Source organism: Salsuginibacillus kocurii DSM 18087, from assembly GCF_000377705.1.
Taxonomy (GTDB): domain Bacteria; phylum Bacillota; class Bacilli; order Bacillales; family Marinococcaceae; genus Salsuginibacillus; species Salsuginibacillus kocurii.
In genome coordinates this window covers 34,189-51,058 of sequence record NZ_KB898623.1, presented here as the reverse complement: position 1 = coordinate 51,058, position 16,870 = coordinate 34,189, and the positions used below count along the sequence as shown (strand labels likewise).

Here is a 16,870-nt window from a genome sequence, read left to right as displayed (position 1 = left end):
AGTAAGAGGTGATAAAATGGAAGAGCTCGTAGATCGACTGCAGAAAGTAGGAATTGAGCACGTAAAGCAAGACGAACCTTTAAGTAAACATACTACCTGGAGGATCGGCGGACCTGCTGACATTTTCATCGAACCAAGAAGCAGTGAAGAATTAGAACAGACGATAAAAGTGTTGAAAGATAACCAACTAAGCTGGCGGGTTATAGGCAGAGGTTCTAACTTGCTCGTAAGTGATGCAGGCATTCGTGGTGCGGTGATTAAACTAGGTGATAAGATGTCACGCCTTGATGTTTCAGAAGACGGCAAGGTCCAAGTAGGAGCAGGTTATTCATTAATCAAGCTGGCAACCATTTTAAGCAAAAAAGGTTGGTCAGGCTTGGAGTTTGCCGGTGGAATCCCTGGGAATGTTGGCGGGGCCGTTTTTATGAATGCTGGAGCTCATAAGTCAGAGATGGCTCACATCGTTGAAGAAGCCCTTATTCTTTATCCATCTGGTGAATTAAAATGGGTCCCTAATGAGGACTTGAATTTTTCTTACCGGACCTCAAGCCTGCAATTTGATGGAGGCATTTGCGTAGAAGCTCGCTTGAAATTAAAAGCAGGGGATAAAGAAGCAATCACGAAAGAAATGCAGAAAAATAAAGACTACAGACGTGATACCCAGCCCTGGAACCATCCGTGTGCAGGAAGTGTTTTTCGCAATCCCCTGCCAGACCACGCTGGCCATTTAATCGAAAAAGCTGGCCTGAAAGGTTTTAAAAAGGGTGGTGCCCAGGTTTCAACCTTGCATGCAAATTTTATCGTAAATGTCGATGAGGCCAAGGCTGAAGATGTAGTTGCAATCATTGAACATGCTAAAGCAGAAATTCAAAAACAATATGGCATCAAGTTGGAAACTGAAGTAGAGATTGTCCGCTAAACAAGTATCCAATAAAAAGGGGGGGGCGGGAATGGCAGATAGAAAAGTAGTGACGATTGAAGACCGGATCCCAACGTTAAAAGAGCAGAGAAAAAAGAGAGCCAATCGTCGGCTTATTCTATACTTGTCCATTTTCTTTCTCCTCATTTTGACAGTGGTATACTTTCAGTCCCCTCTAAGTCATATATCACAGATCAATGTTGAAGGAAATGAGTTTGCTGATAGTAATGAAGTTTTGCAGTATAGCTCTATACAAGAAAATGACCACCTCTGGAATGCAGATTTAGAAGAGGCTGCTGCACGCATTGAAACACTCCCTACCGTCGAACAAGCAGAGTTAACAAGAAATTGGCCCAATACAGTCACCATTACTATTGTTGAAGATTCGCTTATGGCTTTTCTTAGACAAGGGGATAGGTATGTCCCCATCCTTTCAAATGGGCAGCTATTAACAGATGAAGCTGTACAACATCCCTCTTCGGAGGCTCCTGTCCTTTATAATTGGGAAGATGTCGACATTTTAAGGGAATTTACGGCTGAGCTTGCTGAAACAGGAGATGGGATTGTAAACCGTATTTCTGAGATTCATCATATACCTTCAGAAGACAAGCCGTTTGCACTAGAATTAGTGATGAACGACGGGTTAATGGTACATACAGAAATCGCTGATTTTGCTGAAGCAATGGAGCCCTATCCTGCACTTGTTAATGAAATTGATCCCGAGGAAGCCGGAGTCCTCCATATGGGAATGAGCCCATATTTTGAATCTTACGAAGATGATGAAGAGAATGAAGAGCAAGGAGAACAAGGAGTGGAAGAAGGGGGAGGAAGTATTGAAGAATAGAGGGTTTCAATATGGTGTTGCATTATTTTTAGGCTTAGTTGCCCTCATAGTAGTGACATTGCTAGTAGACACCGAGATTGGTCCCCCTTCTTCTTCCTCAGCTGCCCACGTCGAGTGGGAGCAGCGCGAACACTTACAAGAAAGAATTATGAGCACCCAAGATAAAAACCGGGAATTAGAAGCAGAGTTACGTCTGCGCCAAAGCGAAGTGAGCCAATTGGAAGAAAAAGCAGCCGAAACGGAAAATAGCTTGCAATTCATAACTGAGCAAATTGAACAATTGCGGATGCTTGAAGGAGAAATAGCCTACGAGGGGCCGGGGGTTAAAGTCTCTCTTGATGATTATTCTTATATACCAGAGCATCACAATCCCAATGATTATATCGTTCATGACAGGCACGTTCAGCAAGTCATCGATGAACTTTTAGCAGCTGGAGCAGAGGCAGTAGCGGTTAACGGGACCCGTATTAACCGCCATTCATACATACAATGTTTAGGTCCGGTAATTGAGGTTGATGGTACGACGTCCTTTGCTCCTTTTGTCATAACGGCAATTGGGCCATCAGAGACCTTATCTGATGCCTTACAGCTTTCTGGCGGGACAGCCGATCAGTTATTGAACGAACAAATTCAAGTACGCATTCAACAAGTAGCCGAGTTGAGTCTTCCTGCACATGGAATGTTGGAGGAGGAAGCCTTATGAAGGCACGGTATCTGTTGTTTGCCATAGCTGTTTGCACAGGAGTAGTCGGAGGCTGGTTACTTATTCAGCCAGTAGGTGATAATGCGTTTGAGGGAGAAACTGTCCTTGAATTACGGCAGCTGTTGGATCGTGAACAGGAGAGAGCACTTGCTTTAAATGAGTCTCTTTCTGAATATGAATCATTATTAGCTGATTATCAACACGAGCAAAAAGCACATACGGCTGCTGCAATGGAGGAGACTTTAGAAGACCTCGAAAAAAATGCAGGTTTGACGGACCGAGAAGGTGGTGGCTTGTTGATACGAATCAAGCCGGAAGAACATCCTTACGAAACTGACCAGCATGTACGCGTGGAACATTTAAGACGTTTGCTGAATGATTTGAACCGCTATGAAGCAGAGGATGTAGCAATTGGCCATGAACGAATTACTACACAATCTGCATTTCGTGAAGTCAATCAAATACCTCACATAAACGGCAACCCGCTGCCTGCGCTTCCACTTACGGTGTATGTGTTAACGGATGAGCCGGCAGAGTTGAAGAGTCAAATGCAGGTGGCTGAATCGGTGCAATGGCTGGAAAATGATCGAGCAAACGTAAACATGACCCCGGCTGAGGCGGTAAGTTTGCCTGCTTTTTCCCAGGAGCTTCGTATGCAGCATTTCTCTGCAAATGAGGAGGGGGAGAAATGATTTGGATTCCGGTAGTTGGAACCTTTCTGGGACTAATGATTGGCATCCTAATAAACGTGCCGTTCCCAGCTAGGTTTGATATGTATGTTGCTTTATTACTGCTCAGCCTCCTCGCCACCCTCTTTGGTGGAATTCGGGCCTCTCTTGAAAACACGTTTCATACAGGAATATGTTTATCAGGCTTCGGAAGTAATCTTATATTGGCGCTAACTTTAGCTTTTCTAGGCCAGCAAATTGGTGTAGACTTATACTTAGCCGCAGTTTTTGCATTAGGACTTGGGCTTTTTAAAAATTTATCACAGATCGTAAGGTTATGTATGCCTCAAAAGCAGGCGTGAAAAAGCTTCACATGTGGTGAATTCTACTAAGGTTTAATTGGGATATACAGTGATTGTCTGCTCAAACTGAGTCACTTGTTCCTAGTTTGATCTTAATTGATTAGAATAGTCTCATTCGGAACGCACCTCTCTAATCTTACCTTAAGATTTCACAAAATTGGAAGGGATTTTCATTTGAAATGTGGAACTTCTCTTCTACAAAGGAAGGTTCGGGTCACGCATTCCATTATCGTAAAAAACAACTATTAGTTAACACAACAAATGAAAAAGAGATTTGATCAAGAGGAGGTGGCTTACGGACAATGTCAAGAGATGAAATTTATGTAAGTCTGGATATTGGTACGTCCAGTGTACGGGTGATGGTAGGCGAAATGAATGGTCGCCAGCTCCATGTAATCGGGGTAGGCGAAGCAGTGTCAGATGGGATTAAAAAAGGTGCCATCGTTGACATTGATGAAACTGTGTATGCCATTGAATCCGCGGTCACCCAGGCAGAACGTACTGCAGGTTTGACGATTGAAAAAGCAATCGTCGGCGTGAATGGAAATCACATCCAATTACAGCCTTGTCATGGGGTGGTTGCTGTCTCTGATCCTAATCGGGAGATCGGGGCAGATGATATCGAGCGTGTTTTAGACGCTGCTCAAGTATTATCAATCCCTCCAGAACGTGAAGTAGTTGATGTTGTGCCAAGTCAATTTATTGTTGATGGCCTTGATGAAATTACAGATCCCCGCGGTATGATCGGCGTTCGCCTTGAAATGGAAGGTATGATTATCACAGCATCTAAAACAGTCTTACATAATCTACTTCGCTGTGTAGAAAAAGCAGGACTTGAAGTTGCAGATATTTGTTTACAGCCTTTAGCTGCGGGATCTGTCGCTATCTCAAAAGATGAAAGATCCCTTGGAGTTGCGCTTGTCGATATAGGAGGAGGATCTACCACTGTCTCTGTGTTCGAGCAAGGGAGACTGCAGGCTGTGTCTGTGTTGCCCATCGGTGGGGATCACATAACCAATGATATTTCAGTCGGTTTAAGAACATCGACAGAAGATGCTGAGCAGGCCAAAATTGATTATGGACATGCTTTCATTGATGAAGCTTCTGATGATGTCACCTTTTCTCTTGTAACGATCGGAAATGGTGTGGAAGAAGCATACAGCCAGTATGAGATGGCTCACATCATTGAACCGCGACTCGAAGAAGTGTTTGAAATGGTTGAAGCAGAAATTGCAAAGCTGGGTTATTATGATTTGCCAGGCGGGTATGCATTGACTGGAGGTACAGTCATGTTGCCTGGGATCTTGGAATTGGCGCGTGATGTGCTGAACCAGGGAGTTCGGATTGCCATTCCAGATCATATTGGCGTACGGGAGCCAAAATATACCAATGGCATTGGGCTGATTGAATTTGCTCAGCGTAATGTTAAAATTCAAGGCAAGGAAGTTGGTGCAGCAGTTGCACCATTAGAAGATGAACATGGACCAACAACCGTAGAAAAACGAGCGGTTAAACAAGAAACTGTAAACCAAGACGACAGCGATCGGCCTGGAATTAAGAAGCGTGTCAAAAACGTTTTTCGCGTCTTTTTTGAATAAACGCGTTTCATAGACAGGTAGACTTGACTGATTGGGGGACCTGAGATGTTAGAGTTTGAAATGGATATGGACCAAATGGCGCAAATTAAAGTGATCGGTGTAGGTGGCGGCGGTTCGAATGCTGTAAATCGCATGATTGAAAACGGTTTGCAGGGAGTAGAATTTATAGCAGTCAATACAGATGCTCAAGCGTTGCAGCTATCTGAAGCAGAAACAAAACTTCAGTTAGGTGGAAAGTTAACAAGGGGGCTCGGAGCTGGAGCAGACCCTGAGATTGGTAAAAAAGCAGCCGAAGAAAGCAAAGAACAGCTTGAAGAAGCACTGACAGGTGCGGATATGGTATTTATTACTGCTGGTATGGGCGGTGGCACAGGTACAGGTGCAGCGCCGGTTATTGCAGAAGTGGCTAAAGAAATTGGCGCCCTTACAGTAGGCGTAGTCACGCGCCCATTTACCTTTGAAGGCCGGAAACGTTCTACGCAGGCTATGAACGGAACTGGCAGTTTAAAAGAAAAAGTAGATACATTAATTGTTATTCCAAATGATCGACTTTTAGAAATCGTAGATAAAAATACACCAATGTTAGAAGCTTTCCGTGAAGCGGATAATGTGCTCAGACAGGGTGTGCAAGGTATTTCTGATTTAATTGCTGTGCCAGGACTAATTAATTTAGACTTTGCTGATGTAAAAACGATTATGATGGACAAAGGTTCAGCGCTCATGGGCATTGGAATAGCTACAGGTGAAAACCGTGCAGCCGAAGCTGCTAAAAAAGCTATTTCCAGTCCGCTTTTGGAGACTTCTGTTGACGGTGCACAAGGTGTATTGATGAATATTACTGGCGGTTCAAACTTAAGCTTGTTTGAAGTTCATGAAGCAGCAGAAATCGTGTCTGAAGAATCAGACCCAGAAGTAAACATGATCTTTGGTTCAGTCATTAATGAAGAGTTAAAAGATGAAATTGTCGTAACAGTAATTGCTACTGGCTTTGAAGAAAATGAACAAGAAAGTGCTCCTGCACAAAAACGTGCAGCAACAACTCAAGCTAGCCAGAAACGTCCTTCACTTTCTTCTAGTTCCCAACCAAGTCCTAGTAGAAAAGAAGAACCAGTGAACGAACAACCTCGTCAAGAAGGACAAGAAGCTAATGACACATTAGATATCCCAACCTTCTTGAGGAACCGCAGACGTAAAAAATAATTAATTTAATTCTTCTTTGCGACAAGGATTTCAACCTCTAAGCTAAGCAGCAGTGAATAAGACTACGTTGCAACGCTTATCAGTGACATTTTTATAATGATAAAACCATATAAGAAAAAGGGGTGTTCACCTGTGGTGATGCACCCCTTTTTTCTGCGTTCATAAGGAGAATAAAAGGTAAAAATAGACAAAATTGGCATTTTTCTGTCGTGATAGAGCGACAGTTTTTTTTATTTTGGTGGCTTACACTTAGGTAGAGAGGGGGGATGAGGTGACCATTTATATGGATGTAATGTATGTAATGAATGTAGTGATAACATGCATGCTCCTTCTCATAACAAGTTATTGGATTAAAAAACCGATTAGCTTTAAACGTCTCGTTTTTAGTGCGGGAGTATCTAGTTTGAGTATCTTTCTTTGGCCGCTTGGATATAGTCATTATCTTGAATCGTTTACAAGCCATATTATGTTGGCTGCATGTATTGTTGTATTGGCCTTTGGGAGGCAGCCATTTCCACTCTTTTTAAAAATGGTCACGCTTTTTTTTGCCGTTAGTTTTACAGTTGGCGGTTTTATTTCAACTCTATCATTGTATAGACAACCTGTAGGAGCCTTAAATGAGCCTGACTCGTCCTTCCCTCTAAATGTAGGAGTAGTGCTCTTAACGCTTAGTATTGGTACGGGTGTTCTGCTTTGGCTTAATCATTTACAAAAAAGAAGAAATCATCAAACCTCTCATATTGTAGATATGGAAATTGAACTTTTTAACAAAAAACAACATGTAAGAGGACTGCTTGATTCTGGCAACCTTTTGAAAGACCCAATAACAAACACCCCGGTTATTATCCTTGAGCTAGAAGCTTTCAAAGCGGTACTTCCAGTACAGCAATACAATGAATTAACGTTGCTTGCAGAGGGATCGATTGACCAGTGTTCCGAAGAAACAAAACACACATACAAGCTCCGCTTTATTCCTTATCAGAGCGTAGGCACGAAAGAAGGTTTACTCGCAGCCTTACGTCCTGATGCAGCAAGAATTAAGCGTGCAAACAACTGGATAAAGCTTGAATCTATATTAATTGCTGTAGAGAAAAGACGTTTGTCAACCAATTCAGATTTTCAGGCCATTGTTCCAATTTGCGACGAATGGTCAGAAGCATCCTAACTTAGAAAGGGGTTATTATCATTAAGTTCCAGATTACTAAATGGTTCCGTAAAGTAGAACAGTGGATGCAACGTTTGAAGACAGGAAAAAATGATATATATTATATTGGTGGAAAAGATGCACTGCCACCCCCGCTGACTAAAGAAGAAGAACAAGATTTGTTAGCGCGTTTGCCTGAGGGAGATCCAGACGTCCGCTCTGTATTGATTGAACGGAATTTGCGGCTGGTAGTATACATTGCACGCAAGTTTGAAAATACAGGCATTAACATTGAAGATTTAATTAGTATCGGTACAATTGGCTTAATTAAAGCTGTTAATACCTTCGATCCTGAAAAGAAAATAAAACTGGCAACGTATGCTTCACGTTGTATTGAAAATGAAATATTAATGTACTTGCGCCGGACAAATAAAATGCGTTCGGAAATCTCTTTTGATGAACCGTTAAATGTAGATTGGGATGGAAATGAACTGCTGTTATCAGATGTACTCGGCACAGAAAACGATATTATTACAAAAGATTTGGAATTTCAGGTAGACAAGTCCTTGCTAAAGCGGGCAATGACTCGCCTGAATGATAGGGAAAAACAAATTATGGAGATGCGATTCGGTCTGGCAGGCGGACCTCCTCATACTCAAAAAGATGTTGCCACTTTATTGGGTATTTCGCAGTCTTATATTTCAAGGCTGGAAAAGCGAATTATTAAAAGATTGCAGAAAGAATTTAATAAAATGGTATGAATGCTCGAGTATTTGTGGCACGCTCAATGATTTAGACTCAGGACAGATTTACTAAATTCGACAAATTTGGAAAGGAAAATAGGCCGCTCCGCATAAAAACATGTCGTCCGGACAAACTGAACGTGTAGCTTCATGATTCCGGAAATTCAGGGTAAACAATGTACCTGTTTTTCGCACATCACGACAGGGAGGGACGGCATGGCACGTAGTAAGGTTGAAATTTGCGGTGTAGACACTTCCACGCTTCCAGTCCTAACAAACCAAGAAATGAAAAAGTTATTTACAGCGTTTCAGGATGGTGACCATTCAGCAAGGGAAGAACTCGTAAATGGAAATTTACGGTTGGTCTTAAGTGTTATCAAACGATTCAACCACCGTGGCGAGAATGTCGATGACTTGTTCCAGGTGGGCTGTATTGGCCTTATGAAATCCATTGATAATTTCGATTTATCTCACAATGTCCGCTTTTCCACTTACGCAGTACCGATGATTATTGGGGAAATTAGGCGACACTTACGGGACAACAACCCGATCCGTGTCTCCCGTTCCTTACGTGATACAGCGTACAAAGCGCTGCAAATGCGTGATCAACTCATGAACGATAAAATTAAAGACCGAGAGCCTACGGTCCAGGAGCTTGCAGATGCCTTAGAAATACCTAAAGAAGACATTGTTTTCGCTTTAGATGCGATCCAGGACCCTGTTTCATTGTTTGAACCGATTTATAATGATGGGGGAGACCCCATTTATGTGATGGATCAGATTCGCGATGAAAAAGAAAAAGATCATTCATGGATTGAACATATCGCGCTTGATGAAGCAATGGAGCGCCTAAATGATCGCGAAAAAAACATTGTGACAATGAGGTTTTTCGATGGGAAAACCCAAATGGAAGTAGCCGATGAAATAGGGATTTCTCAGGCTCAAGTATCACGTTTGGAAAAATCAGCTATTAAACAAATGAATAAACATACAAGTGATGAACTCCCGCGTTAAGCGGGAGTTTTTTATAGTTTAGCACAGAAAAATCATACGCAAATAAAAAGAGTAGAGAAAATAAAGACTTCGTATTTTAGGGATGGATATGTCAGGAGACAGATGCATATCTATAGTATGGATAATAAAGCAGGGAGGGGTGGCGGCATGTTACGAGTCTCTGAGTTGGAAACAAAGGATATTGTGAATATGCACACCGGCAAGCGGCTTGGTTTTTTACAAGATGTAGAAGTTAATTTGGAAACAGGAATGATTGACGGCTTAATTGTAGGAAGTGGTGGTAAGATGCTAGGCTGGCTCGCAAAAGACGGAGAATGGATGATACCTTGGTCGAATGTTGTGAAAATCGGCAATGATGTCATTCTTGTCCATGCACCCAAAAGCCATCCGTAAATATAAGTAAGCGTTCTTAGGGTGTGGGGGCTGAAAAAAATATGGTACAATTAATTGAATCCTGTATTAGAACGACGAAATAACGAGAGGTAGGATGGGCATGAAAGACGAACCATTTGAACAAATGGGTCGCTGGCTGCAGCTGACATCATGGGAAAATAAGTTCCCCTTACTCCGCGCAAGATTCTCGACTCGCCTTCACGGAGAGAGCAAGCAGCCTTATGATACGCTTAACACGGGGCTTCATGTTGGCGATGAGCCGAGTGATGTATTAAAAAACCGAGCATACTTGGCTGAAGATATTCAAATTCCATTAGCGCAGTGGGTTGCGCCTGAGCAGGTTCATGGCAATCAGATTCAAGTGGTGAACCGTTCGCAGCGTGGCCAAGGTGCTAAAGACATAGAAAATGCCTGTGGAAAAGCAGATGGGTTGATAACAAACGATGAGGGCTTGTTATTGACTGCAGTTTATGCGGATTGTGTTCCTATTTGGTTTGTAGACCCTTCAACCGGCTGGATTGGGCTGGCTCACGCTGGCTGGAAAGGCACAGCTGCCAATATTGTTAATGAAATGATCTATCATTTAAAAGCTCAAGGAATAAATATTAATTCACTCCAAGCAGCGATTGGCCCTTCAATTGGAAAAACAAATTACGAAGTAGATGAACGAGTGTATAATGAAATAGTGAACCTTCAACTCCCGCAAGTCGAATTAGATGAAGCGATTGACTATGCAGGTGAGGGGAGCTACCGCATTGATTTAAAACGAGTCAATGAAGCTCTTCTAAGGGCTGAAGGGGTGAAGAGTACTCATATTCTCAAGTCGGAGTATTGTACATATGATCATTCTTCCCTCTTCTATTCACACCGTAGAGACGGTCTTGAGTCTGGCAGAATGCTCGCTGGAATTGGCTGGGTTGAAAACGAGACATAGAGAGAGGAGATTCTTTCGTGAGCACGGTTGCAACAAATTTATCAACTATAAAGGAAAGACTTTCCCACGCTCTGGAGATTAGCGGAAGAACGGCGGAAGAGGTGGAAGTCATTGCTGTAACAAAGTACGTCTCCAGCAACAGAGCATACGAAGCCTGGGAGGCAGGTATAAAACATTTTGGGGAAAATCGCGTAGATGAAGCAATGAATAAATACAATGCTCTTGAAGCCCGGGGGACCTGGCATTTCGTAGGCCAACTTCAGTCAAAAAAGGCGAAAAAGATTATTCCTTATTATAATTATATACATTCATTGGACCGCCTCTCCTTGGCTGAAGAAATTAATAAACGCATGCCACCCGGAGAAAAAATGAAATGTTTAGTACAGGTGAATGTGTCTGGCGAACGTACAAAGACAGGCTTGGCTCCCGCTGATTTGGAAGCATTCATTGAGCAGCTAAAAGAATATCCAGCGCTTGAGATAAGCGGTTTAATGACAATGGCTCCTTTTGTAGAATATCCTGAAGAAGTTCGCCCATTTTTCAAGGAACTTCGTCAACTTCGTGATATAATCGCAACTAAACAACTTGCTCACGCTCCCTGCCATCATTTATCAATGGGAATGTCAAATGACTTTGAAATTGCTGTTGAAGAAGGAGCTACTATGGTACGGCTTGGGCAGTTATTAGTTGGACAAGACGTGTCTGGCAGTGAGGAGGTGCGTTCAGATTGAGCATGAAAAACCGTTTTAAAAAATTTTTCGAATTAGATGATGATGTCGTTGAGGAAGTGGAAGAAGTTACCGAGTGGCCGGAATCCCAGGAAGAACAGAAAGTAAAAGCCCAAACAGGAGAACAAGATAAAAAGAATGTTGTGAGCCTGCAAAGCGTTCAACAATCGGCCAAAGTCATGCTTGTAGAACCTCGTACGTATGATGAAGCACAAGATATTGCAGACCAGTTAAAGAACCGCAAAGCTGTAATTATTAATTTGCAACGAATTGGTCGTGATCAGGCGCTTCGTATCGTTGATTTTTTAAGCGGCACAGTTTATGCCATTGGCGGTGATATAACTAAAATTGGTCAAAATATTTTCCTCTGCGTGCCCGATAATGTCAACGTCACTGGGCAAATAACAGAAATGATGCAAGAAGGTCACGAGTTTTAAGTGGATTAAGGTGGTGAAAAAATGGAATCTATCGGTTATTTTCTAGCTTTTGGTATGCAAATCTATTCATTTGCCGTCATTATTTATATTTTCATGTCGTGGTTCCCAGGTTCACGTGAATCACAATTTGGACAAATGCTCGGTTCAATTGTAGAACCGTTTATTGAACCGTTTCGTAAAGTCATTCCGCCACTTGGAATGATCGATATCTCGCCAATTGTCGCATTAATTGCTTTAAACTTTGCTCGCTATGGCGTGATTGCGCTGTTTACGTAAGCAACGGTCGTCAGTCTGTATATAAGCCTTAGTTATAAGGCTGGCTATAATAACAGGTGGTGCGGCAAGCAGTGAAAGCTGCGTTTGTGATGTAATGGAGGTTCGAACGCGTTGTCTATTTATCAGCATTTCCGAAAAGACGAGCACCCGTTTATCGACCAAGTATTAGAATGGAAAGATATCGTACAAACACGCTACACCGCTAAATTAACGGACTTTTTAGATCCGCGGCAGCAGGAAATTGTCCGTAGTGTGATCGGCAAAGATGAAGAGATTCTGCTTTCGTTTGATGGCGGCTTCAATGGACCTGTTGAGCGAAGAAGAGCCCTGATTGCTCCTTTCTATGAGTCCAATGAACGCGGACAGTTTGAACTTGTACTGTTAGAATTAACGTATCCCGGCCGGTTTGTTGAGTTAAGCCATCGTGATTTATTAGGTGCTTTAATGAGTTTAGGGGTACGAAGAGAAAAGTTTGGCGATATTGTTAAGCAGGGCGACACCTTTCAATTTCTTGTTGCTAAAGAAATTGCGACATTTGTAGAAATGAATTTAACTTCGGTTGGCAATACATCGGTTTCGCTTCGAACGCTGCCGTTAGCCCAAGCTCTTACGGTAACTGAAGAATGGAGTGAAGCAAAAGGTTTTGTTAAATCGTTTCGTTTGGATGTCTTACTTGCAGAGATATACCGTCTTTCTCGCACAAAAGCTCTACCGTTTATTGAGAAAGGACGAGTCAAAGTAAATTGGCAAACGATTGAAGAACCATCTTTTATCGTAGAGCCGGGGGATTTTATTTCGGTGCGGGGGCTTGGCCGCAGCAAGTTGCTGAGTATAGAGGGTGAGTCCAAAAAAGGCAGTTTTTTTATCCACTATGGAAAAAAAATAAAATAACTACAGGGAAATAACGGCTATATCTCGAAGAAGTACAGTATAAAATGTTGAGCAGACCGCTGAATAAAATGTTTATTTAGGAGGTGTTTTCTTTGTCATTAACTCCTTTAGATATTCACAACAAAGAGTTTGCACGTGGATTTCGCGGTTATGATGAAGATGAAGTCAATGAATTTTTGGACCAGGTGATCAAAGACTTTGAAACTGTAATTCGAGAGAAAAACGAATTATTTGAGAAAGTAACAGAGCTAGAGGAACGACTTGAGCATTTTTCAAATATTGAAGAAACCCTTAACAAATCGATATTAGTTGCTCAGGAATCTGCTGAAGAAGTGAAGCGAAATGCTAAAAAAGAAGCGGACTTAATAGTTAAAGAAGCGGAAAAGAATGCGGACCGCATTATTAATGATGCGTTGTCAAAATCGCGGAAGGTTTCGCTTGAGACAGAAGAAATGAAAAAACAAGCTTCCGTATACCGTATGCGCTTTAAAATGTTAATTGAGTCCCAACTGGAAATGTTACATAATGAAGATTGGGATGAGTTAACGCGATCCATGGACCAAAGTGATGAAGACGAAAATACACCTATGTATAAAGACAGCTATTCTTCGACTTGACGTACGAAGAAGCGAGGTCTATACTTTTTTTACACATCGAGTATTCATAAAAATTGTGATGATGACAGGGACAGTAGGTACGGCAGCCCAGCTAGCGAATCAGGGATGGTGGAAGCCTGATGGAAGCACCGGACTAAATATCACCCTCGAATCCCCAGACCGAAGAACCGAAAAATGGTTTTGTAGATTCTGGCGGTCCCACCCGTTATAGTGGACCTAAGCGGAGCGTTTTAGAGCGGAAAATGCCAACGTAATAGGGAGAGAAAGAGAAGCTGTCAAACGGGCGGTAACTCATGTTCTCGTCTAGCAGGCGCAGCTCCATCAGGGTGGTACCGCGGGTAATCCTCGTCCCTTTTTGGACGGGGATTTTTGTATGCTTATAGAATCAGATTTTAAGGAGGACAATTCATTGAGTTATAAAGAGACACTGCTTATGCCAAAAACGAAGTTCCCGATGCGTGGTAATTTGCCAAACAAAGAACCAGAACGGCAAAAGCAATGGGAAGAAGAAAATATTTATGCAAAGGTGCAAGAACGGACGAAAGGCCGAGAGATGTTTGTTCTTCACGACGGGCCTCCATACGCGAATGGAGATATTCATATGGGTCACGCCTTGAATAAAATTTTAAAGGATTTTATTGTGCGCTACCATTCCATGAATGGCTATCATGCCCCTTACGTGCCGGGCTGGGACACCCATGGTTTGCCGATTGAAACAGCCCTCACAAAAAACAAAAAAGTCGATCGCAAAAAATTATCAGTAGCTGAATTTCGCAAGAAATGTGAAGAATATGCGATGAAACAGATTGACCGCCAGCGTGACCAATTTAAGCGTCTTGGTGTGCGTGGGGATTGGGAAAATCCATACGTCACTCTGACACCCGAATACGAAGCGCAGCAAGTACGGGTGTTTGGGGAAATGGCAAAAAACGGCCATATTTATAAAGGAGAAAAACCTGTATACTGGTCTCCTTCCTCAGAGTCGGCGTTAGCGGAGGCAGAGATTGAGTATCATGATAAGCGCTCTCCTTCCATCTATGTCAGCTTTACGGTTTCTAACGGCAATGAAGTATTAGAGAACACGGAAAAATTCGTGATCTGGACAACAACTCCGTGGACTATCCCAGCAAACTTGGCTATTGCTGTTCATCCTGAACTTGAGTACAGCGTTGTAAAAACAGGTGGAGAGAAGTTTATTGTGGCAACTGAGTTAGTTGACACATTGGCTGAAGAATTTGGTTGGGAAGATACAGAAATTGTGAAGACATTGACAGGGTCTAAACTCGAAGGCGTGAAAGCAGTTCATCCACTATATGAACGCGAATCGCTTGTTGTTTTAGGAGAGCATGTTAATTTAGAAGCTGGTACGGGCTGTGTTCATACCGCTCCAGGCCACGGGGAAGATGACTTTGTTGTCGGCCAGCAATATGGGCTCGATGTCCTTTGCCCGGTAAACGACAAAGGCTACTTCACTGAGGAAGCGCCAGGATTTGAAGGTGTCTTTTATGACGAAGCCAATAAGTCTATTACTGAACAGCTGGATGAGCGCGGTGTGCTTTTGAAGTTAACATTCATTACTCATTCGTATCCTCACGATTGGCGTACAAAAAAGCCAGTAATTTTTAGAGCAACGAATCAGTGGTTTGCTTCAATTGAAAACATTCGTGAAGAATTGCTGCAAGAAGTGGAAAATGTAAACTGGTACCCAGGCTGGGGAGAAACCAGGCTCTACAATATGGTACGCGACAGAGGCGACTGGTGTATTTCCAGGCAGCGTGCCTGGGGCGTTCCAATTCCAATTTTTTATGGAGAAGATGGTACGCCCATTGTGGAAGATGAAACGATTGAACACGTGGCGGCCCTCTTTAGAGAGCATGGCTCAAATATCTGGTTTGAATGGGAAACAAAAGATCTACTGCCTGAAGGATACACTTCTACCCACAGCCCACAAGGTACCTTCACAAGAGAAATGGATATTATGGACGTGTGGTTTGACTCTGGTTCTTCTCACCAGGCAGTACTGGAAGAACGAGAAGATCTCCAGCGCCCGGCGGATGTGTACATTGAAGGCTCAGACCAATATCGCGGCTGGTTTAATTCATCACTTTCAACAAGTGTGGCGGTGACAGGAAAAGCTCCGTACCACACGATTGTCAGTCATGGCTTTGCGTTGGACGGAGAAGGGCAAAAAATGAGTAAATCGTTAGGCAATGTAATGGTACCAAATGACATCATGAAACAAATGGGTGCCGACATTTTAAGGCTTTGGACAGCTTCCGTTGATTATCAGGCAGATGTGCGTATTTCTGATGCGATATTAAAGCAAGTAGCTGAAGGCTATCGTAAAATCCGGAACACGTTTCGCTTTTTGCTTGGCAACTTACATGATTTTGACCCAGCAACCAATCGGGTAGACCGCTCCGATTTTCGTGAAATCGACCAATATATCTATGTTCGTCTGCAGGATGTATTGAAAAAAGCGAAAGAAGGCTATGACAGCTACCAATTTTCAAATGTGTATCAAAGCGTGCATCATTTCTGTACCATTGAATTAAGCTCCTTTTATATGGATGTTGCCAAAGACACACTCTATGTAGAACCTGAAAACCTTTCAGCTAGACGAGCGACCCAAACGGTGATGTATGATACGCTTGTTACATTAACAAAGCTTGTAACGCCAATTATCCCGCATACGACGGAAGAAGTATGGGCCCACCTTCCAGGAGTAACGGAAGAATCTGTACAATTAACAGACATTCCAGAACCTGTAGCCATTGAAGGGGCTGACGCTCTTCGCGAAAAATGGACCCACATTATGGAAGTGCGCGATGAAGTGTTAAAAGCCCTCGAAGAAGCACGGAATAATAAAGTTATTGGCAAGTCGCTAGAAGCACGGGTGGAATTGTTTGTCTCGGGAGAAACGAGAAGCCTGTTAGAATCAGCTGGTGATTTGAATGGACTCTTTATCGTCTCAGATGCCGTAATTATGGGGGAAAAAGAGAGTGCCCCAACAGATTCCCATGTGTTTGAAACGATCTCTGTGCGGGTTGAAGCGGCCTCTGGAGAAAAATGTGAACGCTGCTGGCATGTTAAAGAAAATGTTGGTGAAGATGAAACACATCCAGAACTCTGTTCACGTTGTGCCACTGTGGTAAAAGAGCATTATTCTCACGTGGTCTAAAAAATAAGTGTTTTTTACTCTTTGTTTCAAACTAAGTGAGACAAAAAGTAAAAGAAGAGAAGCTGCCCAGCCGAGACGTTCAATCTTCTGGGCAGCTCTTTGGTATGAGTAGCTATACTAAAGATGTAGGAGGATTTTGCTTCCTGCTTATCCCCGGGTATGCTAAAATGCGAAGAGTGCAAGAAATGATATTGAGAGAGAAAGAAAGGACGTCGCTG

Annotated in this window: 18 protein-coding genes; all 18 read left to right on the top strand. The window is 42.7% G+C overall.

Going from position 1 to position 16,870, the window contains the following annotated elements:
* The first annotated feature begins 16 nt into the window (after positions 1-16).
* Complete coding sequence (gene murB, locus D469_RS0100240; RefSeq protein ID WP_018921341.1) at positions 17-919, top strand: UDP-N-acetylmuramate dehydrogenase; 903 nt, start codon at positions 17-19, stop codon at positions 917-919.
* Positions 920-950: 31 nt separating this feature from the next.
* Positions 951-1,763 carry a cell division protein FtsQ/DivIB gene (locus D469_RS0100235; RefSeq protein WP_018921340.1) on the top strand — a complete coding sequence of 271 codons (813 nt, stop codon included), beginning with the start codon at positions 951-953 and terminating at the stop codon, positions 1,761-1,763.
* Complete coding sequence (locus D469_RS0100230; protein WP_018921339.1) at positions 1,753-2,466, top strand: DUF881 domain-containing protein; 714 nt, start codon at positions 1,753-1,755, stop codon at positions 2,464-2,466. Before D469_RS0100235 ends, D469_RS0100230 begins: the two co-directional genes overlap by 11 nt.
* Positions 2,463-3,158, top strand: a complete 696-nt coding sequence (locus D469_RS0100225; RefSeq protein ID WP_018921338.1) for a DUF881 domain-containing protein — start codon at positions 2,463-2,465, stop codon at positions 3,156-3,158. Before D469_RS0100230 ends, D469_RS0100225 begins: the two co-directional genes overlap by 4 nt.
* Entirely contained in the window at positions 3,155-3,496 is a 342-nt protein-coding gene (locus D469_RS0100220) for a DUF1290 domain-containing protein (RefSeq protein WP_018921337.1), read from the top strand. The genes D469_RS0100225 and D469_RS0100220 overlap by 4 nt, the downstream gene beginning before the upstream one ends.
* A 302-nt stretch (positions 3,497-3,798) precedes the next feature.
* Positions 3,799-5,094: a cell division protein FtsA gene (ftsA, locus tag D469_RS0100215; protein WP_018921336.1), complete on the top strand. Its 1,296-nt coding sequence runs from the start codon at positions 3,799-3,801 to the stop codon at positions 5,092-5,094.
* 45 nt (positions 5,095-5,139) lie between these two features.
* On the top strand, positions 5,140-6,294 hold the full coding sequence (ftsZ, locus tag D469_RS0100210) for a cell division protein FtsZ (protein WP_018921335.1): 1,155 nt from the start codon (positions 5,140-5,142) through the stop codon (positions 6,292-6,294).
* 271 nt (positions 6,295-6,565) lie between these two features.
* Positions 6,566-7,459 (top strand): sigma-E processing peptidase SpoIIGA, encoded by an 894-nt coding sequence (locus D469_RS0100205; protein WP_018921334.1) that lies wholly within the window; start codon positions 6,566-6,568, stop codon positions 7,457-7,459.
* A 14-nt stretch (positions 7,460-7,473) separates the two neighbouring features.
* Entirely contained in the window at positions 7,474-8,199 is a 726-nt protein-coding gene (sigE, locus tag D469_RS0100200) for an RNA polymerase sporulation sigma factor SigE (RefSeq protein WP_040606403.1), read from the top strand.
* A 198-nt stretch (positions 8,200-8,397) separates the two neighbouring features.
* Positions 8,398-9,195 (top strand): RNA polymerase sporulation sigma factor SigG, encoded by a 798-nt coding sequence (gene sigG / locus D469_RS0100195; RefSeq protein WP_018921332.1) that lies wholly within the window; start codon positions 8,398-8,400, stop codon positions 9,193-9,195.
* Positions 9,196-9,342: 147 nt separating this feature from the next.
* On the top strand, positions 9,343-9,588 hold the full coding sequence (locus D469_RS0100190) for a YlmC/YmxH family sporulation protein (protein ID WP_026286032.1): 246 nt from the start codon (positions 9,343-9,345) through the stop codon (positions 9,586-9,588).
* 100 nt (positions 9,589-9,688) lie between these two features.
* Positions 9,689-10,522 (top strand): peptidoglycan editing factor PgeF, encoded by an 834-nt coding sequence (pgeF, locus tag D469_RS0100185; protein WP_018921330.1) that lies wholly within the window; start codon positions 9,689-9,691, stop codon positions 10,520-10,522.
* A gap of 17 nt (positions 10,523-10,539) precedes the next feature.
* Complete coding sequence (locus tag D469_RS0100180) at positions 10,540-11,253, top strand: YggS family pyridoxal phosphate-dependent enzyme (protein ID WP_018921329.1); 714 nt, start codon at positions 10,540-10,542, stop codon at positions 11,251-11,253.
* Positions 11,250-11,687: a cell division protein SepF gene (locus D469_RS0100175; RefSeq protein ID WP_018921328.1), complete on the top strand. Its 438-nt coding sequence runs from the start codon at positions 11,250-11,252 to the stop codon at positions 11,685-11,687. The genes D469_RS0100180 and D469_RS0100175 overlap by 4 nt, the downstream gene beginning before the upstream one ends.
* Before the next feature lie 21 nt (positions 11,688-11,708).
* The gene (locus D469_RS0100170) at positions 11,709-11,963 is read left to right on the top strand and encodes a YggT family protein (protein ID WP_018921327.1); all 255 of its coding nucleotides are present in this window, start codon (positions 11,709-11,711) and stop codon (positions 11,961-11,963) included.
* Positions 11,964-12,074: 111 nt separating this feature from the next.
* Positions 12,075-12,854: a YlmH family RNA-binding protein gene (locus D469_RS0100165; protein WP_018921326.1), complete on the top strand. Its 780-nt coding sequence runs from the start codon at positions 12,075-12,077 to the stop codon at positions 12,852-12,854.
* A gap of 92 nt (positions 12,855-12,946) precedes the next feature.
* A complete protein-coding gene (locus tag D469_RS0100160; RefSeq protein ID WP_018921325.1) occupies positions 12,947-13,471 on the top strand; it encodes a DivIVA domain-containing protein in 525 nt (174 codons plus the stop codon).
* A gap of 409 nt (positions 13,472-13,880) precedes the next feature.
* Positions 13,881-16,652 carry an isoleucine--tRNA ligase gene (gene ileS, locus D469_RS0100155; RefSeq protein ID WP_018921324.1) on the top strand — a complete coding sequence of 924 codons (2,772 nt, stop codon included), beginning with the start codon at positions 13,881-13,883 and terminating at the stop codon, positions 16,650-16,652.
* Positions 16,653-16,870 lie beyond the last annotated feature (218 nt).